We start from the raw sequence: 15,256 nt of genomic DNA on the forward strand, positions 1-15,256 counted from the left end.
ATACTCCGTTCTTCAAAGGCTACCGTCCACAGTTCTACTTCCGTACTACTGACGTGACCGGTACCATCGAACTGCCAGAAGGCGTTGAGATGGTAATGCCAGGCGACAACATCAAGATGGTTGTGACTCTGATCCACCCAATCGCGATGGACGACGGTCTGCGTTTCGCAATCCGTGAAGGCGGCCGTACCGTTGGCGCGGGCGTTGTTGCTAAAGTTCTGGGCTAATTAATTATCCCCGAATAAAAAAAGGACGCTTCGGCGTCCTTTTTTGTTTTCTGCCGCTCAGGCGTTGTCACAAAATTTCGCATTTTTTGCCTGCTCCCGCCCCGCATTCTGGCGTTTGTGCTATTGTAATCATAACCATTCTCACTTACACTTTGCGCATAATTTGAACGGGAGTTTCTATGTACGTTTGTTTATGTAATGGTGTAAGCGACAAAAAAATACGTCAGGCCGTTCGCCAGTTTCAGCCCCAGTCATTCCAGCAGCTTCGCAAATTTGTTCCGGTGGGAAATCAATGCGGTAAATGTGTACGTGCTGCGCGAGAGATCATGCAGGACGAACTGATGCAGATCCCGGAATACAAAGAGATCGCGTAAGCGCCCATCTTTTTTTTGACATCCCTGTAGCCCGATCTACGCTTCAATGAGTGGAAGCGGAGGGACTATATAATGAAAGGTGATGTTAAAATCATAAGTTATCTCAATAAATTATTGGGAAATGAGCTTGTCGCAATCAACCAGTATTTTCTTCACGCGAGAATGTTCAAAAACTGGGGACTCAAACGTTTAAACGACGTTGAGTACCATGAATCTATAGATGAGATGAAACACGCTGATAAATATATCGAGCGTATTTTATTCCTTGAAGGCATTCCAAACCTGCAGGATCTCGGCAAGCTGGGTATCGGAGAAGATGTCGAAGAGATGCTGCGTTCCGACCTCAGGCTGGAACTTGAAGGCGCTAAAGATCTCCGTGAAGCCATTGCCTATGCTGACAGCGTACATGACTACGTCAGCCGCGATATGATGATCCAGATCCTGGCCGATGAAGAAGGGCATATTGACTGGCTGGAAACAGAGCTGGATCTCATTGCTAAAATTGGCCTGCAAAACTATCTTCAGTCACAGATTAAAGTGGAAGAATAAGCAACGTCTTCCAGCCTACGCATAAACCCGCTGCTGCCAGAAATGGCCCAAAAGGCAGCGGGTTTTTTATTGCCTTCTTATCAGGGCGGATTAACGAAAAGACAAGAATGCAGAGAAGCGCCATCAGCGCCGCGAGTAACGCCAGCATTGGCAGTACGCACCAGCCGTGCCATGCACCAAGCGCCGCCAGGTATTTCACATCGCCATATCCCATACCTTCACGCCGGTAGATAAACCAGTAGCCCCAGTAAATAACGGCAAAGCCAATATATCCAGCCATCGCACCCGCCACCGCGCTCGGCAGAAAATCAGGTTGGATACAGAGCTGGAAGAGCAGCCCCGCCCATAGCAGCGGGCAGAGAAATTTATCGGGAAGCAGACCGTAGCGAATATCGGCATGTACCAGTAAGGCAGTCAGTGAAAGATAGATCAGCAGAAAGGGGAGGGTGGTTAGCATGTAAAAGGCCTCAAACGGGTTTGAGCGCATAGTCGTTATAATCGGCCTGTCCGGCAATGCACAAAAAACGGATATGCGTAGCGGCTCGAATCAAAGCATCGCCGCAGAATACATTGCATAAAACGTTGTGCGCTCTTACGCATCCTGCGCCTTTAGCGCTTAATTTCTAAACGGCACTTGCGTCTTGCCCAGATTTACGTATAATGCGCGGGCTTGTCGTAATTGACGGCGGGTTCAATCAGAACCAGAGTAGCTCATTTTGTTACTCAACAATGCTCCCAATTGGGGAGCTACGTAAGAACGGTTACACTCTCCCATCAATCGTAATGGGTTTGAGGAGTAATCATTTTCGTTTATAAAATAATTGGAGCTCTGGTCTCATGCAGAACCAAAGAATCCGTATCCGCCTTAAAGCGTTTGATCATCGTCTGATCGATCAATCAACCGCGGAAATCGTCGAGACTGCTAAGCGCACTGGTGCGCAAGTCCGTGGTCCGATCCCGCTGCCGACCCGCAAAGAGCGCTTCACCGTTCTGATCTCTCCGCACGTTAACAAAGACGCGCGCGATCAGTACGAAATCCGCACTCACAAGCGTCTGGTTGACATCGTTGAGCCAACTGAGAAAACCGTTGATGCTCTGATGCGTCTGGATCTGGCTGCCGGTGTAGACGTGCAGATCAGCCTGGGTTAATCAGGTCATCGAGCGATTGAGAGGTTGAAACAATGATTGGTTTAGTCGGTAAAAAAGTGGGTATGACCCGCATCTTCACTGAAGATGGCGTTTCTATCCCAGTAACCGTAATCGAAGTTGAAGCAAACCGCGTTACTCAGGTTAAAGATCTGGCTAACGATGGCTACCGCGCTATTCAGGTTACCACTGGTGCTAAAAAAGCTAACCGTGTAACCAAACCAGAAGCGGGTCACTTCGCTAAAGCTGGCGTAGAAGCTGGCCGTGGTCTGTGGGAATTCCGTCTTGCTGAAGGCGAAGAGTTCACCGTAGGTCAGGACATTAGCGTTGAGCTGTTTGCTGACGTTAAAAAAGTTGACGTAACCGGTACCTCTAAAGGTAAAGGTTTTGCTGGTACCGTTAAGCGCTGGAACTTCCGTACCCAGGACGCTACCCACGGTAACTCCTTGTCTCACCGCGTTCCGGGTTCTATCGGTCAGAACCAGACTCCGGGCAAAGTGTTCAAAGGCAAGAAAATGGCAGGTCAGCTGGGCAACGAACGTGTAACCGTTCAGAGCCTGGACGTAGTACGTGTTGACGCTGAGCGCAACCTGCTGCTGGTTAAAGGTGCGGTCCCGGGTGCAACCGGTAGCGACCTGATCGTTAAACCAGCTGTGAAGGCGTAAGGGGATAGCAATGGAATTAGTATTGAAAGACGCGCAGAGCGCGCTGACTGTTTCCGAAACTACCTTCGGTCGTGATTTCAACGAAGCGCTGGTTCACCAGGTTGTTGTTGCTTATGCAGCTGGTGCTCGTCAGGGTACTCGTGCTCAGAAGACTCGTGCTGAAGTAACTGGTTCTGGCAAAAAGCCATGGCGCCAGAAAGGTACCGGCCGTGCGCGTTCAGGTTCTATCAAGAGCCCGATCTGGCGTTCAGGTGGCGTGACCTTCGCTGCGCGTCCACAGGACCACAGTCAAAAAGTTAACAAAAAGATGTACCGCGGCGCGCTGAAAAGCATCCTGTCCGAACTGGTACGTCAGGATCGTCTGATCGTTGTCGAGAAGTTCTCTGTTGAAGCGCCTAAAACTAAGCTGCTGGCACAGAAACTGAAAGACATGGCTCTGGAAGATGTGCTGATCATCACCGGTGAGCTGGACGAGAACCTGTTCCTGGCCGCACGTAACCTGCACAAGGTTGACGTACGCGATGCGACTGGTATCGACCCGGTTAGCCTGATCGCCTTCGACAAAGTCGTAATGACTGCTGATGCTGTTAAGCAAGTTGAGGAGATGCTGGCATGATTCGTGAAGAACGTCTGCTGAAGGTGCTTCGCGCACCGCACGTTTCTGAAAAAGCGTCTACTGCGATGGAAAAAACAAACACCATCGTTCTCAAAGTTGCTAAAGACGCGACCAAAGCAGAGATCAAAGCTGCTGTGCAGAAACTGTTTGAAGTCGAAGTCGAAGTCGTTAACACCCTGGTAGTTAAAGGGAAAGTTAAACGTCACGGACAGCGTATCGGTCGTCGTAGCGACTGGAAAAAAGCTTACGTCACCCTGAAAGAAGGCCAGAATCTGGACTTCGTTGGCGGCGCTGAGTAAGTCGGAGGAGTAATACAATGGCAGTTGTTAAATGTAAACCGACATCTCCGGGTCGTCGCCACGTAGTTAAAGTGGTTAACCCTGAGCTGCACAAGGGCAAACCTTTTGCTCCGTTGCTGGAAAAAAACAGCAAATCCGGTGGTCGTAACAACAATGGCCGTATCACCACTCGTCACATCGGTGGTGGCCACAAGCAGGCTTATCGTATTGTTGACTTCAAACGCAACAAAGACGGTATCCCAGCAGTTGTTGAACGTCTTGAGTACGATCCGAACCGTTCCGCGAACATCGCGCTGGTTCTGTACAAAGATGGCGAACGCCGTTACATCCTGGCCCCTAAAGGCCTGAAAGCTGGCGACCAGATTCAGTCTGGCGTTGATGCTGCAATCAAAGCAGGCAACACCCTGCCGATGCGCAATATCCCGGTTGGTTCTACCGTTCATAACGTAGAAATGAAACCAGGTAAAGGCGGTCAGCTGGCGCGTTCCGCGGGTACTTACGTTCAGATCGTTGCGCGTGATGGTGCTTATGTCACCCTGCGTCTGCGTTCTGGTGAAATGCGTAAAGTCGAAGCAGACTGCCGCGCTACTCTGGGCGAAGTTGGCAATGCTGAGCATATGCTGCGCGTTCTGGGTAAAGCAGGTGCTGCACGCTGGCGTGGTGTTCGTCCTACCGTTCGCGGTACTGCGATGAACCCAGTCGACCACCCACATGGTGGTGGTGAAGGTCGTAACTTTGGTAAGCACCCGGTATCTCCGTGGGGCGTTCAGACCAAAGGTAAGAAGACCCGCAGCAACAAGCGTACTGATAAATTTATCGTACGTCGCCGTAGCAAATAATTTTAGAGGATAAGCCATGCCACGTTCTCTCAAGAAAGGTCCTTTTATTGACCTGCACTTGCTGAAGAAGGTAGAGAAAGCGGTGGAAAGCGGAGACAAGAAGCCCCTGCGCACTTGGTCCCGTCGTTCAACGATCTTTCCTAACATGATCGGTTTGACCATCGCTGTCCATAATGGTCGTCAGCACGTTCCAGTCTTTGTTACCGACGAAATGGTTGGTCACAAACTGGGTGAATTCGCACCGACTCGTACTTATCGCGGCCACGCTGCTGATAAAAAAGCGAAGAAGAAATAAGGTAGGAGGAAGAGATGGAAACTTTAGCTCAACATCGCCATGCTCGTTCTTCTGCACAGAAGGTTCGCCTTGTTGCTGACCTGATTCGCGGTAAGAAAGTGTCGCAGGCCCTGGACATCCTGACCTATACCAACAAGAAAGCTGCGGTATTGGTCAAGAAAGTACTGGAATCTGCCATTGCTAACGCTGAACACAACGATGGCGCTGACATCGACGATCTGAAAGTCGCGAAAATTTTCGTAGATGAAGGCCCAAGCATGAAGCGCATTATGCCGCGTGCGAAAGGTCGTGCAGATCGCATCCTGAAGCGCACCAGCCACATTACTGTGGTTGTGTCCGATCGCTGAGACTCTGGAGACTAGCAATGGGTCAGAAAGTACATCCTAATGGTATTCGCCTGGGTATTGTAAAACCATGGAACTCTACCTGGTTTGCGAACACCAAAGAATTCGCTGACAACCTGGACAGCGATTTTAAAGTACGTCAGTACCTGACTAAGGAACTGGCTAAAGCGTCTGTATCTCGTATCGTTATCGAGCGTCCAGCGAAGAGCATCCGTGTGACTATTCACACTGCTCGTCCTGGCATCGTTATCGGTAAGAAAGGCGAAGACGTAGAAAAACTGCGCAAGGTCGTAGCGGATATCGCTGGCGTTCCTGCACAGATCAATATCGCTGAAGTTCGTAAGCCTGAACTGGACGCTAAATTGGTTGCTGACAGCATCACTTCTCAGCTGGAACGCCGTGTTATGTTCCGTCGTGCTATGAAGCGTGCTGTACAGAACGCAATGCGTCTGGGCGCTAAAGGTATCAAAGTTGAAGTTAGCGGCCGTCTGGGCGGCGCGGAAATCGCACGTACCGAATGGTACCGTGAAGGTCGCGTACCGCTGCACACTCTGCGTGCTGACATCGACTACAACACCTCTGAAGCGCACACCACTTACGGTGTAATCGGCGTTAAGGTATGGATCTTCAAAGGTGAGATCCTGGGTGGTATGGCTGCTGTTGAACAACCGGAAAAACCGGCTGCTCAACCTAAAAAGCAGCAGCGTAAAGGCCGTAAATAAGGAGCGTCGCTGATGTTACAACCAAAGCGTACAAAATTCCGTAAAGTGCACAAAGGCCGCAACCGTGGTCTGGCGCAGGGTACGGATGTTAGCTTCGGCACTTTCGGTCTGAAAGCTGTTGGCCGTGGTCGTCTGACTGCACGTCAGATCGAAGCAGCACGTCGTGCAATGACCCGTGCAGTTAAGCGTCAAGGTAAGATCTGGATCCGTGTATTCCCGGACAAACCGATCACCGAGAAGCCGCTGGAAGTTCGTATGGGTAAAGGTAAAGGTAACGTGGAGTACTGGGTTGCCTTGATCCAACCGGGCAAAGTCCTTTATGAAATGGACGGTGTTCCGGAAGAGCTGGCCCGTGAAGCCTTCGGCCTGGCAGCAGCGAAACTGCCTATCAAAACCACCTTTGTAACTAAGACGGTGATGTAATGAAAGCAAAAGAGCTGCGTGAAAAAAGCGTTGAAGAGCTGAACGCTGAGCTGCTGAACCTGCTGCGTGAGCAGTTCAACCTGCGTATGCAGGCTGCAAGTGGCCAGCTGCAACAGACTCACCTGCTGAAGCAAGTGCGTCGCAATGTTGCACGCGTTAAGACTTTACTGACTCAGAAGGCGGGTGCGTAATGACCGATAAAATCCGTACTCTGCAAGGTCGTGTTGTTAGCGACAAAATGGAGAAATCCATTGTTGTAGCTATCGAACGTATTGTGAAACACCCGATCTACGGTAAATTCATCAAGCGTACGACCAAACTGCACGTACATGACGAGAACAACGAATGTGGTATCGGCGACAAGGTTGAAATCCGTGAATGCCGTCCACTGTCCAAGACTAAGTCCTGGACGCTGGTTCGCGTTGTAGAGAAAGCGGTTCTGTAATACAGTACGCCTTCTCAATACGAATAAACGGCTCAGCGATGAGCCGTTTATTTTTTCTACCCATATTGCAGAAGCGGTGTTATAATGCCGCGCCCTCGATATGGGGCTTTTTAACGGCTCTGATTTTAGAGTCTCAGGTAGTAGTTGACATTAGCGGAGCACTAAAATGATCCAAGAACAGACTATGCTGAACGTCGCCGACAACTCCGGTGCACGTCGCGTAATGTGTATCAAGGTTCTGGGTGGCTCGCACCGTCGCTACGCAGGCGTAGGCGACATCATCAAGATCACCATCAAGGAAGCAATTCCACGTGGTAAGGTCAAAAAAGGTGATGTGCTGAAGGCGGTAGTGGTGCGCACCAAGAAGGGTGTTCGTCGCCCTGACGGTTCTGTCATTCGCTTCGATGGTAATGCATGCGTTATTTTAAACAATAACAGCGAGCAGCCTATCGGCACGCGTATCTTTGGGCCGGTAACTCGTGAACTTCGTACTGAGAAGTTCATGAAAATTATCTCTCTGGCACCAGAAGTACTCTAAGGAGCGAATCATGGCAGCGAAAATCCGTCGTGATGACGAAGTTATCGTGTTAACCGGTAAAGATAAAGGTAAACGCGGTAAAGTAAAAAATGTTCTGTCTTCCGGCAAACTTGTCGTTGAAGGTATCAACCTGGTTAAGAAACATCAGAAGCCGGTTCCGGCCCTGAACCAACCAGGTGGCATCGTTGAAAAAGAAGCTGCTATTCAGGTTTCTAACGTTGCAATCTTCAATGCGGCTACCGGCAAGGCTGACCGTGTAGGCTTTAGATTCGAAGACGGCAAAAAAGTCCGTTTCTTCAAGTCTAACAGCGAAACTATCAAGTAATTTGGAGTAGTACGATGGCGAAACTGCATGATTACTACAAAGACGAAGTAGTTAAGAAACTCATGACCGAGTTTAACTACAATTCTGTCATGCAAGTCCCTCGGGTCGAGAAGATCACCCTGAACATGGGTGTTGGTGAAGCGATCGCTGACAAGAAACTGCTGGATAACGCAGCAGCTGACCTGACAGCAATCTCCGGTCAAAAACCGCTGATCACCAAAGCACGCAAATCTGTTGCAGGCTTCAAAATCCGTCAGGGCTATCCGATCGGCTGTAAAGTAACTCTGCGTGGCGAACGCATGTGGGAGTTCTTTGAGCGCCTGATCACTATTGCTGTTCCACGTATCCGTGACTTCCGTGGCTTGTCCGCTAAGTCTTTCGACGGTCGTGGTAACTACAGCATGGGTGTCCGTGAGCAGATCATCTTCCCAGAAATCGACTACGATAAAGTCGACCGCGTGCGTGGTTTGGATATTACCATTACCACTACTGCGAAATCTGACGAAGAAGGCCGTGCTCTGCTGGCTGCCTTTGACTTCCCGTTCCGCAAGTAAGGTAGGGTTACTGAATGGCTAAGCAATCAATGAAAGCACGCGAAGTAAAGCGCGTAGCTTTAGCTGATAAATTCTTCGCTAAACGCGCTGAACTGAAAGCGATCATTTCTGATGTGAACGCTTCCGACGAAGATCGTTGGAATGCGGTTCTCAAGCTGCAGTCTCTGCCGCGTGATTCCAGCCCGTCTCGTCAGCGTAACCGCTGTCGTCAAACAGGTCGTCCACATGGTTATGTGGGCAAGTTTGGGTTGAGCCGTATCAAACTGCGTGAAGCCGCTATGCGCGGTGAAGTGCCAGGCTTGAAAAAGGCTAGCTGGTAATTACCAATTGAATCACGGGAGTAAAGACAGATGAGCATGCAAGATCCGATCGCGGATATGCTGACCCGTATCCGTAACGGTCAGGCCGCGAACAAAGTTGCGGTCACCATGCCTTCCGCCAAGCTGAAAGTGGCAATTGCCAACGTGCTGAAGGAAGAAGGTTTTATCGAAGATTTTAAAGTTGAAGGCGACACCAAGCCGGAACTGGAACTTACTCTCAAGTATTTCCAGGGTAAAGCTGTTGTAGAAAGCATTCAGCGTGTCAGCCGCCCAGGCCTGCGCATCTATAAGAAAAAAGATGAGCTGCCAAAAGTTATGGCTGGTCTTGGTATCGCAGTTGTTTCTACCTCTAAAGGTGTTATGACTGATCGTGCAGCGCGCCAGGCTGGTCTTGGTGGCGAAATTATCTGCTACGTAGCCTAATCGGAGGAAAGAATGTCTCGTGTTGCTAAAGCACCGGTCGTTATTCCTGCCGGCGTTGATGTAAAAATCGACGGTCAGGTTATTACGATCAAAGGTAAAAACGGCGAGCTGACTCGTACCCTCAACAAAGCTGTTGAAGTTAAACATGCAGATAACGCTCTGACCTTCGGTCCACGTGATGGTTTCGTGGATGGATGGGCTCAGGCTGGTACCGCGCGTGCCCTGCTGAACTCAATGGTTGTTGGTGTTACCGAAGGCTTCACTAAAAAGCTTCAGCTGGTTGGTGTAGGTTATCGTGCAGCTATCAAAGGGAATGCAGTAGGCCTGTCTCTGGGCTTCTCACACCCTGTTGAGCATCCGCTGCCGGCCGGTATCACTGCAGAATGCCCGACTCAAACTGAAATCGTGCTGAAAGGCGCTGATAAACAGCTGATCGGTCAGGTTGCAGCAGATCTGCGCGCCTACCGTCGTCCTGAGCCTTACAAAGGCAAGGGTGTTCGTTACGCCGACGAAGTCGTGCGTACCAAAGAGGCTAAGAAGAAGTAAGGTAACACTATGGATAAGAAATCTGCTCGTATCCGTCGTGCGACCCGCGCACGCCGCAAGCTCAAAGAGCTGGGTGCAACTCGCCTGGTGGTACATCGTACCCCGCGTCATATTTACGCACAGGTAATTGCACCGAACGGTTCTGAAGTTCTGGTAGCTGCTTCTACTGTAGAAAAAGCTATCTCAGAACAATTGAAGTACACCGGTAACAAAGACGCCGCTGCAGCTGTAGGTAAAGCTGTTGCTGAACGCGCTCTGGAAAAAGGCATCAGCAATGTTTCCTTTGACCGTTCCGGGTTCCAATATCATGGTCGTGTCCAGGCACTGGCAGATGCTGCCCGTGAAGCTGGCCTTCAGTTCTAAGGTAGAGGTGTAAGATGGCTCACATCGAAAAACAGGCTGGCGAACTGCAGGAAAAGCTGATCGCGGTAAACCGCGTATCTAAAACCGTTAAAGGTGGTCGTATTTTCTCCTTCACAGCTCTGACTGTAGTAGGCGATGGTAACGGTCGCGTTGGTTTTGGTTACGGTAAAGCGCGTGAAGTTCCAGCAGCGATCCAGAAAGCGATGGAAAAAGCCCGTCGCAACATGATTAACGTCGCGCTGAACAACGGCACCCTGCAGCACCCAGTTAAAGGTGTTCACACGGGTTCTCGTGTATTCATGCAGCCAGCTTCAGAAGGTACCGGTATCATCGCCGGTGGTGCAATGCGCGCCGTTCTGGAAGTTGCTGGGGTTCATAACGTTCTGGCTAAAGCATATGGTTCCACCAACCCGATCAACGTGGTTCGTGCAACTATTGATGGCCTGGAAAATATGAATTCTCCAGAAATGGTCGCTGCCAAGCGTGGTAAATCCGTTGAAGAAATTCTGGGGTAATTGACCATGGCAAAGACTATTAAAATCACTCAAACCCGCAGTGCAATCGGTCGTCTGCCGAAACACAAGGCAACGCTGCTTGGCCTGGGTCTGCGTCGTATTGGTCATACCGTTGAGCGCGAGGATACTCCTGCTGTTCGTGGTATGGTCAACGCGGTTTACTTCATGGTTAAAGTTGAGGAGTAAGAGATGCGTTTAAATACTCTGTCTCCGGCCGAAGGCTCTAAAAAGGCGGGTAAACGCCTGGGTCGTGGTATCGGTTCTGGCCTCGGCAAAACCGGTGGTCGTGGTCACAAAGGTCAGAACTCTCGTTCTGGCGGTGGCGTACGTCGCGGTTTCGAGGGTGGCCAGATGCCACTGTACCGTCGTCTGCCGAAGTTCGGCTTCACCTCTCGCAAAGCAGCGATCACAGCGGAAATCCGTCTGTCTGACCTGGCGAAAGTTGAAGGCGGCGTTGTAGACCTGAACACGCTGAAAGCAGCAAACATTATCGGTATCCAGATCGAGTTCGCGAAAGTGATCCTGGCTGGTGAAGTTTCTACTCCGGTAACTGTTCGTGGCCTGCGTGTTACTAAAGGTGCTCGTGCTGCTATCGAAGCTGCTGGCGGTAAAATTGAGGAATAAGTAGCAGATGGCTAAGCAACCGGGATTAGATTTTCAAAGTGCCAAAGGTGGATTTGGCGAGCTGAAACGCAGACTGCTGTTTGTTATCGGCGCGCTGATTGTGTTCCGTATTGGCTCTTTTATTCCGATCCCTGGTATCGATGCCGCTGTACTTGCCAAACTGCTTGAGCAACAGCGAGGCACCATCATTGAAATGTTTAACATGTTCTCTGGTGGTGCTCTCAGCCGTGCTTCTATCTTCGCATTGGGTATTATGCCGTACATTTCGGCATCTATTATTATCCAGCTGCTGACGGTCGTTCATCCGGCCCTGGCAGAGTTGAAGAAAGAAGGGGAGTCTGGACGTCGTAAGATTAGTCAGTACACCCGTTACGGTACTCTGGTGCTGGCAATATTCCAGTCGATCGGTATTGCTACCGGTCTGCCGAATATGCCTGGTATGCAGGGCCTGGTGTTAAACCCGGGCTTTGCATTCTACTTCACCGCTGTTGTAAGTCTGGTCACAGGGACAATGTTCCTGATGTGGCTCGGCGAACAGATTACTGAGCGTGGTATCGGTAACGGTATCTCAATCATTATCTTCGCCGGTATTGTTGCGGGCCTCCCGCCAGCCATCGCCCACACTATCGAGCAAGCGCGTCAAGGCGACCTGCACTTCCTCCTGTTGCTGTTGGTTGCAGTATTAGTATTTGCAGTGACGTTCTTTGTTGTATTCGTTGAACGTGGTCAACGCCGCATTGTGGTGAACTACGCTAAACGTCAGCAAGGTCGTCGTGTCTATGCTGCACAGAGCACACATTTACCGCTGAAAGTGAACATGGCGGGGGTTATCCCGGCTATCTTCGCTTCCAGTATTATTCTGTTCCCGGCGACCATCGCGTCATGGTTCGGGGGCGGTACTGGTTGGAACTGGCTGACAACAATTTCGCTGTATTTGCAGCCTGGGCAACCACTTTATGTGTTACTCTATGCGTCTGCGATCATCTTCTTCTGTTTCTTCTACACGGCGTTGGTCTTCAACCCGCGTGAAACAGCAGATAACCTGAAGAAGTCCGGTGCATTTGTACCAGGAATTCGTCCGGGAGAGCAAACGGCGAAGTATATCGATAAAGTAATGACCCGCCTGACTTTGGTTGGTGCGCTCTATATTACTTTTATCTGCCTGATCCCGGAGTTCATGCGTGATGCAATGAAAGTACCGTTCTACTTCGGTGGGACCTCACTGCTTATCGTTGTTGTCGTGATTATGGACTTTATGGCTCAAGTGCAAACTCTGATGATGTCCAGTCAGTATGAGTCTGCATTGAAGAAGGCGAACCTGAAAGGCTACGGCCGCTAATTGGTCGCCTGAGAAGTTACGGAGAGTAAAAATGAAAGTTCGTGCTTCCGTCAAGAAATTATGCCGTAACTGCAAAATCGTTAAGCGTGATGGTGTCATCCGTGTGATTTGCAGTGCCGAGCCGAAGCATAAACAGCGCCAAGGCTGATTATTTCGCATATTTTTCTTGCAAAGTTGGGTTGAGCTGGCTAGATTAGCCAGCCAATCTTTTGTATGTCTGTACGTTTCCATTTGAGTATCCTGAAAACGGGCTTTTCAGCATGGTGCGTACATATTAAATAGTAGGAGTGCATAGTGGCCCGTATAGCAGGCATTAACATTCCTGATCAGAAACATGCTGTGATCGCATTAACTTCGATCTACGGCGTCGGCAAGACCCGTTCTAAAGCCATTCTGGCTGCAGCGGGTATCGCTGAAGATGTTAAGATCAGTGAGCTGTCTGAAGAACAAATCGACACGCTGCGTGACGAAGTTGCCAAATTTGTCGTTGAAGGTGATCTGCGCCGTGAAATCAGCATGAGCATCAAGCGCCTGATGGATCTTGGTTGCTATCGCGGTTTGCGTCATCGTCGTGGTCTGCCAGTGCGCGGTCAGCGTACTAAGACCAACGCACGTACCCGTAAGGGTCCGCGCAAACCGATCAAGAAATAATCGGGGTGATTGAATAATGGCAAAGGCACCAGTTCGTGCACGTAAACGTGTAAGAAAACAAGTCTCTGACGGCGTGGCTCATATCCATGCTTCTTTCAACAACACCATCGTTACTATTACTGATCGTCAGGGTAACGCATTGGGTTGGGCAACAGCCGGTGGTTCCGGTTTCCGTGGTTCTCGCAAATCCACTCCGTTCGCAGCTCAGGTTGCAGCAGAGCGTTGCGCTGAAGCCGTAAAAGAATACGGCATCAAGAATCTGGAAGTTATGGTTAAAGGTCCGGGTCCGGGTCGTGAATCTACTGTTCGCGCTCTGAACGCCGCTGGTTTCCGCATCACGAATATTACTGATGTGACTCCGATCCCTCATAACGGTTGTCGTCCGCCGAAAAAACGTCGCGTATAACGCTCCGTTTTTTAGGTTAGTTGGAGATAGAAAATGGCAAGATATTTGGGTCCTAAGCTCAAGCTGAGCCGTCGTGAGGGCACCGACTTATTCCTTAAGTCTGGCGTTCGCGCGATCGATACCAAGTGTAAAATTGAACAAGCTCCTGGCCAGCACGGTGCGCGTAAACCGCGTCTGTCTGACTATGGTGTGCAGTTGCGTGAAAAGCAAAAAGTTCGCCGTATGTACGGTGTGCTGGAGCGTCAGTTCCGTAACTACTATAAAGAAGCAGCACGTCTGAAAGGCAACACAGGTGAAAACCTGCTGGCTCTGCTGGAAGGTCGTCTGGACAACGTTGTATACCGTATGGGCTTCGGCGCTACTCGTGCTGAATCACGTCAGCTGGTTAGCCACAAAGCAATCATGGTAAACGGTCGTGTTGTTAACATCGCTTCTTATCAGGTTAAAGCGAATGACGTTGTTAGCATTCGTGAGAAAGCGAAAAAGCAATCTCGCGTGAAGGCCGCTCTGGAGCTGGCTGAGCAGCGTGAAAAGCCAACCTGGCTGGAAGTTGATGCTGGCAAGATGGAAGGTACGTTCAAGCGTCAGCCAGAACGTTCTGATCTGTCTGCGGACATTAACGAACACCTGATCGTCGAGCTTTACTCCAAGTAAAGCTTAGTACCAAAGAGAGGACACAATGCAGGGTTCTGTGACAGAGTTTCTAAAACCGCGCCTGGTAGATATCGAGCAAGTGAGTTCGACGCACGCCAAGGTGACCCTTGAGCCTTTAGAGCGTGGCTTTGGCCATACTCTGGGTAACGCACTGCGCCGTATTCTGCTCTCATCGATGCCGGGTTGCGCGGTGACCGAGGTTGAGATTGATGGTGTACTTCATGAGTACAGCACCAAAGAAGGCGTTCAGGAAGATATCCTTGAAATCCTGCTCAACCTGAAAGGGCTGGCGGTGAGAGTTCAGGGTAAAGATGAAGTTATTCTTACTCTGAATAAATCTGGCATTGGCCCTGTGACTGCAGCCGACATCACCCACGACGGTGATGTTGAAATCGTCAAGCCGCAGCACGTGATCTGCCACCTGACCGATGAGAACGCAGCAATTAGCATGCGTATCAAAGTTCAGCGCGGTCGTGGTTATGTGCCGGCTTCTGCCCGAATTCATTCGGAAGAAGATGAGCGCCCAATCGGCCGTCTGCTGGTCGACGCATGCTACAGCCCTGTAGAGCGTATTGCCTACAATGTTGAAGCAGCGCGTGTAGAACAGCGTACCGACCTGGACAAGCTGGTCATCGAAATGGAAACCAACGGCACAATCGATCCTGAAGAGGCGATTCGTCGTGCGGCAACCATCCTGGCAGAACAACTGGAAGCTTTCGTTGACTTACGTGATGTACGTCAGCCGGAAGTGAAAGAAGAGAAACCAGAATTCGATCCGATCCTGCTGCGCCCTGTTGACGATCTCGAATTGACTGTCCGCTCTGCTAACTGCCTCAAGGCAGAAGCTATCCACTATATCGGTGATCTGGTACAGCGTACCGAGGTTGAGTTGCTGAAAACGCCGAACCTGGGTAAAAAATCTCTTACTGAGATTAAAGACGTGCTGGCTTCACGTGGTCTGTCTCTGGGCATGCGCCTGGAAAACTGGCCACCGGCAAGCATTGCTGACGAGTAACCGGATCACAGGTTAAGGTTTTACTGAGAAGGATAAGGT

30 protein-coding genes and 1 pseudogene are annotated in these 15,256 nt (G+C 50.3%); 30 read left to right on the forward strand and 1 reads right to left on the reverse strand.

The window, feature by feature from the left end:
* The 3 genes and pseudogenes from tuf to bfr all read left to right on the forward strand — a co-directional run.
* Positions 1 to 227: pseudogene (tuf, locus tag F3J31_RS22885) on the forward strand (elongation factor Tu); the annotation flags it as partial.
* 179 nt (positions 228 to 406) lie between these two features.
* Complete coding sequence (gene bfd / locus F3J31_RS22890) at positions 407 to 601, forward strand: bacterioferritin-associated ferredoxin (protein ID WP_008503493.1); 195 nt, start codon at positions 407 to 409, stop codon at positions 599 to 601.
* Between the two features lie 72 nt (positions 602 to 673).
* On the forward strand, positions 674 to 1,150 hold the full coding sequence (gene bfr / locus F3J31_RS22895) for a bacterioferritin (RefSeq protein WP_008503492.1): 477 nt from the start codon (positions 674 to 676) through the stop codon (positions 1,148 to 1,150).
* Here bfr and F3J31_RS22900 read toward each other — a convergent pair.
* Positions 1,134 to 1,607 (reverse strand): A24 family peptidase, encoded by a 474-nt coding sequence (locus F3J31_RS22900; RefSeq protein ID WP_167215692.1) that lies wholly within the window; start codon positions 1,605 to 1,607, stop codon positions 1,134 to 1,136. The two genes, bfr and F3J31_RS22900, sit on opposite strands and share 17 nt — an antisense overlap.
* Before the next feature lie 380 nt (positions 1,608 to 1,987).
* Here F3J31_RS22900 and rpsJ point away from each other — a divergent pair, with 380 nt between their 5' ends.
* The 27 genes from rpsJ to rpoA all read left to right on the forward strand — a co-directional run bounded on the left by rpsJ (position 1,988) and on the right by rpoA (position 15,217).
* On the forward strand, positions 1,988 to 2,299 hold the full coding sequence (gene rpsJ / locus F3J31_RS22905; protein WP_001181005.1) for a 30S ribosomal protein S10: 312 nt from the start codon (positions 1,988 to 1,990) through the stop codon (positions 2,297 to 2,299).
* Between the two features lie 32 nt (positions 2,300 to 2,331).
* On the forward strand, positions 2,332 to 2,961 hold the full coding sequence (gene rplC / locus F3J31_RS22910; RefSeq protein ID WP_003863274.1) for a 50S ribosomal protein L3: 630 nt from the start codon (positions 2,332 to 2,334) through the stop codon (positions 2,959 to 2,961).
* A 10-nt stretch (positions 2,962 to 2,971) separates the two neighbouring features.
* Positions 2,972 to 3,577 (forward strand): 50S ribosomal protein L4, encoded by a 606-nt coding sequence (gene rplD, locus F3J31_RS22915; RefSeq protein WP_000424395.1) that lies wholly within the window; start codon positions 2,972 to 2,974, stop codon positions 3,575 to 3,577.
* Positions 3,574 to 3,876, forward strand: coding sequence for a 50S ribosomal protein L23 (gene rplW, locus F3J31_RS22920; RefSeq protein WP_000617546.1), 303 nt, complete (start codon positions 3,574 to 3,576; stop codon positions 3,874 to 3,876). The genes rplD and rplW overlap by 4 nt, the downstream gene beginning before the upstream one ends.
* 17 nt (positions 3,877 to 3,893) lie before the next feature.
* Positions 3,894 to 4,715, forward strand: coding sequence for a 50S ribosomal protein L2 (rplB, locus tag F3J31_RS22925; protein ID WP_008457150.1), 822 nt, complete (start codon positions 3,894 to 3,896; stop codon positions 4,713 to 4,715).
* A gap of 16 nt (positions 4,716 to 4,731) precedes the next feature.
* On the forward strand, positions 4,732 to 5,010 hold the full coding sequence (gene rpsS, locus F3J31_RS22930) for a 30S ribosomal protein S19 (RefSeq protein WP_001138117.1): 279 nt from the start codon (positions 4,732 to 4,734) through the stop codon (positions 5,008 to 5,010).
* A gap of 14 nt (positions 5,011 to 5,024) precedes the next feature.
* On the forward strand, positions 5,025 to 5,357 hold the full coding sequence (gene rplV, locus F3J31_RS22935; RefSeq protein ID WP_002919773.1) for a 50S ribosomal protein L22: 333 nt from the start codon (positions 5,025 to 5,027) through the stop codon (positions 5,355 to 5,357).
* Positions 5,358 to 5,374: 17 nt separating this feature from the next.
* Positions 5,375 to 6,076 carry a 30S ribosomal protein S3 gene (gene rpsC, locus F3J31_RS22940; protein WP_000529945.1) on the forward strand — a complete coding sequence of 234 codons (702 nt, stop codon included), beginning with the start codon at positions 5,375 to 5,377 and terminating at the stop codon, positions 6,074 to 6,076.
* A gap of 12 nt (positions 6,077 to 6,088) precedes the next feature.
* Positions 6,089 to 6,499: a 50S ribosomal protein L16 gene (rplP, locus tag F3J31_RS22945; RefSeq protein WP_002919759.1), complete on the forward strand. Its 411-nt coding sequence runs from the start codon at positions 6,089 to 6,091 to the stop codon at positions 6,497 to 6,499.
* Positions 6,499 to 6,690: a 50S ribosomal protein L29 gene (gene rpmC / locus F3J31_RS22950; RefSeq protein WP_003863282.1), complete on the forward strand. Its 192-nt coding sequence runs from the start codon at positions 6,499 to 6,501 to the stop codon at positions 6,688 to 6,690. The genes rplP and rpmC overlap by 1 nt, the downstream gene beginning before the upstream one ends.
* Positions 6,690 to 6,944, forward strand: coding sequence for a 30S ribosomal protein S17 (gene rpsQ, locus F3J31_RS22955; RefSeq protein ID WP_008503489.1), 255 nt, complete (start codon positions 6,690 to 6,692; stop codon positions 6,942 to 6,944). The genes rpmC and rpsQ overlap by 1 nt, the downstream gene beginning before the upstream one ends.
* Positions 6,945 to 7,110: 166 nt before the next feature.
* Complete coding sequence (gene rplN, locus F3J31_RS22960; protein ID WP_002919748.1) at positions 7,111 to 7,482, forward strand: 50S ribosomal protein L14; 372 nt, start codon at positions 7,111 to 7,113, stop codon at positions 7,480 to 7,482.
* A 10-nt stretch (positions 7,483 to 7,492) separates the two neighbouring features.
* On the forward strand, positions 7,493 to 7,807 hold the full coding sequence (rplX, locus tag F3J31_RS22965) for a 50S ribosomal protein L24 (protein WP_003863287.1): 315 nt from the start codon (positions 7,493 to 7,495) through the stop codon (positions 7,805 to 7,807).
* A gap of 14 nt (positions 7,808 to 7,821) precedes the next feature.
* On the forward strand, positions 7,822 to 8,361 hold the full coding sequence (gene rplE, locus F3J31_RS22970) for a 50S ribosomal protein L5 (protein ID WP_001096202.1): 540 nt from the start codon (positions 7,822 to 7,824) through the stop codon (positions 8,359 to 8,361).
* Between the two features lie 14 nt (positions 8,362 to 8,375).
* Positions 8,376 to 8,681 (forward strand): 30S ribosomal protein S14, encoded by a 306-nt coding sequence (rpsN, locus tag F3J31_RS22975; RefSeq protein WP_003863291.1) that lies wholly within the window; start codon positions 8,376 to 8,378, stop codon positions 8,679 to 8,681.
* Positions 8,682 to 8,711: 30 nt separating this feature from the next.
* Positions 8,712 to 9,104, forward strand: a complete 393-nt coding sequence (gene rpsH, locus F3J31_RS22980; RefSeq protein ID WP_006178918.1) for a 30S ribosomal protein S8 — start codon at positions 8,712 to 8,714, stop codon at positions 9,102 to 9,104.
* A 12-nt stretch (positions 9,105 to 9,116) separates the two neighbouring features.
* Positions 9,117 to 9,650: a 50S ribosomal protein L6 gene (rplF, locus tag F3J31_RS22985; RefSeq protein ID WP_003863296.1), complete on the forward strand. Its 534-nt coding sequence runs from the start codon at positions 9,117 to 9,119 to the stop codon at positions 9,648 to 9,650.
* Between the two features lie 9 nt (positions 9,651 to 9,659).
* Complete coding sequence (gene rplR, locus F3J31_RS22990) at positions 9,660 to 10,013, forward strand: 50S ribosomal protein L18 (protein ID WP_003863297.1); 354 nt, start codon at positions 9,660 to 9,662, stop codon at positions 10,011 to 10,013.
* A 14-nt stretch (positions 10,014 to 10,027) separates the two neighbouring features.
* Positions 10,028 to 10,528 carry a 30S ribosomal protein S5 gene (rpsE, locus tag F3J31_RS22995; protein ID WP_003863299.1) on the forward strand — a complete coding sequence of 167 codons (501 nt, stop codon included), beginning with the start codon at positions 10,028 to 10,030 and terminating at the stop codon, positions 10,526 to 10,528.
* Positions 10,529 to 10,534: 6 nt separating this feature from the next.
* A complete protein-coding gene (rpmD, locus tag F3J31_RS23000; RefSeq protein ID WP_003863301.1) occupies positions 10,535 to 10,714 on the forward strand; it encodes a 50S ribosomal protein L30 in 180 nt (59 codons plus the stop codon).
* A gap of 3 nt (positions 10,715 to 10,717) precedes the next feature.
* Positions 10,718 to 11,152 (forward strand): 50S ribosomal protein L15, encoded by a 435-nt coding sequence (gene rplO / locus F3J31_RS23005; protein ID WP_003863304.1) that lies wholly within the window; start codon positions 10,718 to 10,720, stop codon positions 11,150 to 11,152.
* Positions 11,153 to 11,159: 7 nt separating this feature from the next.
* A complete protein-coding gene (gene secY / locus F3J31_RS23010; protein ID WP_003863305.1) occupies positions 11,160 to 12,491 on the forward strand; it encodes a preprotein translocase subunit SecY in 1,332 nt (443 codons plus the stop codon).
* A 31-nt stretch (positions 12,492 to 12,522) separates the two neighbouring features.
* Positions 12,523 to 12,639: a 50S ribosomal protein L36 gene (gene rpmJ, locus F3J31_RS23015; protein ID WP_000868187.1), complete on the forward strand. Its 117-nt coding sequence runs from the start codon at positions 12,523 to 12,525 to the stop codon at positions 12,637 to 12,639.
* A gap of 146 nt (positions 12,640 to 12,785) precedes the next feature.
* A complete protein-coding gene (gene rpsM / locus F3J31_RS23020) occupies positions 12,786 to 13,142 on the forward strand; it encodes a 30S ribosomal protein S13 (RefSeq protein WP_003863308.1) in 357 nt (118 codons plus the stop codon).
* Between the two features lie 16 nt (positions 13,143 to 13,158).
* Positions 13,159 to 13,548, forward strand: a complete 390-nt coding sequence (rpsK, locus tag F3J31_RS23025; protein WP_003863312.1) for a 30S ribosomal protein S11 — start codon at positions 13,159 to 13,161, stop codon at positions 13,546 to 13,548.
* 33 nt (positions 13,549 to 13,581) lie between these two features.
* Entirely contained in the window at positions 13,582 to 14,202 is a 621-nt protein-coding gene (rpsD, locus tag F3J31_RS23030) for a 30S ribosomal protein S4 (RefSeq protein ID WP_004868345.1), read from the forward strand.
* A 25-nt stretch (positions 14,203 to 14,227) separates the two neighbouring features.
* The gene (rpoA, locus tag F3J31_RS23035; RefSeq protein WP_002919219.1) at positions 14,228 to 15,217 is read left to right on the forward strand and encodes a DNA-directed RNA polymerase subunit alpha; all 990 of its coding nucleotides are present in this window, start codon (positions 14,228 to 14,230) and stop codon (positions 15,215 to 15,217) included.
* Positions 15,218 to 15,256: the final 39 nt, after the last annotated feature.

It is taken from the genome of Enterobacter sp. Acro-832 (genome assembly GCF_011752745.1).
In the GTDB taxonomy this organism is placed as follows: domain Bacteria; phylum Pseudomonadota; class Gammaproteobacteria; order Enterobacterales; family Enterobacteriaceae; genus Enterobacter; species Enterobacter quasiroggenkampii.

What these genes read in the sequence shown, in the direction of transcription:
- rpsK (WP_003863312.1), top strand. Translation starts at nt 13,159, where the DNA reads ATGGCAAAGGCACCAGTTCGTGCACGTAAACGTGTAAGAAAACAAGTC.
- rpmC (WP_003863282.1), top strand. Translation starts at nt 6,499, where the DNA reads ATGAAAGCAAAAGAGCTGCGTGAAAAAAGCGTTGAAGAGCTGAACGCT.
- rpoA (WP_002919219.1), top strand. Translation starts at nt 14,228, where the DNA reads ATGCAGGGTTCTGTGACAGAGTTTCTAAAACCGCGCCTGGTAGATATC.
- rpsD (WP_004868345.1), top strand. Translation starts at nt 13,582, where the DNA reads ATGGCAAGATATTTGGGTCCTAAGCTCAAGCTGAGCCGTCGTGAGGGC.
- rplC (WP_003863274.1), top strand. Translation starts at nt 2,332, where the DNA reads ATGATTGGTTTAGTCGGTAAAAAAGTGGGTATGACCCGCATCTTCACT.
- rpsE (WP_003863299.1), top strand. Translation starts at nt 10,028, where the DNA reads ATGGCTCACATCGAAAAACAGGCTGGCGAACTGCAGGAAAAGCTGATC.
- rplW (WP_000617546.1), top strand. Translation starts at nt 3,574, where the DNA reads ATGATTCGTGAAGAACGTCTGCTGAAGGTGCTTCGCGCACCGCACGTT.
- rpsH (WP_006178918.1), top strand. Translation starts at nt 8,712, where the DNA reads ATGAGCATGCAAGATCCGATCGCGGATATGCTGACCCGTATCCGTAAC.
- rpsC (WP_000529945.1), top strand. Translation starts at nt 5,375, where the DNA reads ATGGGTCAGAAAGTACATCCTAATGGTATTCGCCTGGGTATTGTAAAA.
- rplB (WP_008457150.1), top strand. Translation starts at nt 3,894, where the DNA reads ATGGCAGTTGTTAAATGTAAACCGACATCTCCGGGTCGTCGCCACGTA.
- rplP (WP_002919759.1), top strand. Translation starts at nt 6,089, where the DNA reads ATGTTACAACCAAAGCGTACAAAATTCCGTAAAGTGCACAAAGGCCGC.
- rpsQ (WP_008503489.1), top strand. Translation starts at nt 6,690, where the DNA reads ATGACCGATAAAATCCGTACTCTGCAAGGTCGTGTTGTTAGCGACAAA.
- rplX (WP_003863287.1), top strand. Translation starts at nt 7,493, where the DNA reads ATGGCAGCGAAAATCCGTCGTGATGACGAAGTTATCGTGTTAACCGGT.
- rplR (WP_003863297.1), top strand. Translation starts at nt 9,660, where the DNA reads ATGGATAAGAAATCTGCTCGTATCCGTCGTGCGACCCGCGCACGCCGC.
- rpmJ (WP_000868187.1), top strand. Translation starts at nt 12,523, where the DNA reads ATGAAAGTTCGTGCTTCCGTCAAGAAATTATGCCGTAACTGCAAAATC.
- bfr (WP_008503492.1), top strand. Translation starts at nt 674, where the DNA reads ATGAAAGGTGATGTTAAAATCATAAGTTATCTCAATAAATTATTGGGA.
- rpsS (WP_001138117.1), top strand. Translation starts at nt 4,732, where the DNA reads ATGCCACGTTCTCTCAAGAAAGGTCCTTTTATTGACCTGCACTTGCTG.
- F3J31_RS22900 (WP_167215692.1), bottom strand. Translation starts at nt 1,607, where the DNA reads ATGCTAACCACCCTCCCCTTTCTGCTGATCTATCTTTCACTGACTGCC.
- rplN (WP_002919748.1), top strand. Translation starts at nt 7,111, where the DNA reads ATGATCCAAGAACAGACTATGCTGAACGTCGCCGACAACTCCGGTGCA.
- rpsN (WP_003863291.1), top strand. Translation starts at nt 8,376, where the DNA reads ATGGCTAAGCAATCAATGAAAGCACGCGAAGTAAAGCGCGTAGCTTTA.
- rplV (WP_002919773.1), top strand. Translation starts at nt 5,025, where the DNA reads ATGGAAACTTTAGCTCAACATCGCCATGCTCGTTCTTCTGCACAGAAG.
- bfd (WP_008503493.1), top strand. Translation starts at nt 407, where the DNA reads ATGTACGTTTGTTTATGTAATGGTGTAAGCGACAAAAAAATACGTCAG.
- rplE (WP_001096202.1), top strand. Translation starts at nt 7,822, where the DNA reads ATGGCGAAACTGCATGATTACTACAAAGACGAAGTAGTTAAGAAACTC.
- rplF (WP_003863296.1), top strand. Translation starts at nt 9,117, where the DNA reads ATGTCTCGTGTTGCTAAAGCACCGGTCGTTATTCCTGCCGGCGTTGAT.
- rpmD (WP_003863301.1), top strand. Translation starts at nt 10,535, where the DNA reads ATGGCAAAGACTATTAAAATCACTCAAACCCGCAGTGCAATCGGTCGT.
- secY (WP_003863305.1), top strand. Translation starts at nt 11,160, where the DNA reads ATGGCTAAGCAACCGGGATTAGATTTTCAAAGTGCCAAAGGTGGATTT.
- rplD (WP_000424395.1), top strand. Translation starts at nt 2,972, where the DNA reads ATGGAATTAGTATTGAAAGACGCGCAGAGCGCGCTGACTGTTTCCGAA.
- rplO (WP_003863304.1), top strand. Translation starts at nt 10,718, where the DNA reads ATGCGTTTAAATACTCTGTCTCCGGCCGAAGGCTCTAAAAAGGCGGGT.
- rpsJ (WP_001181005.1), top strand. Translation starts at nt 1,988, where the DNA reads ATGCAGAACCAAAGAATCCGTATCCGCCTTAAAGCGTTTGATCATCGT.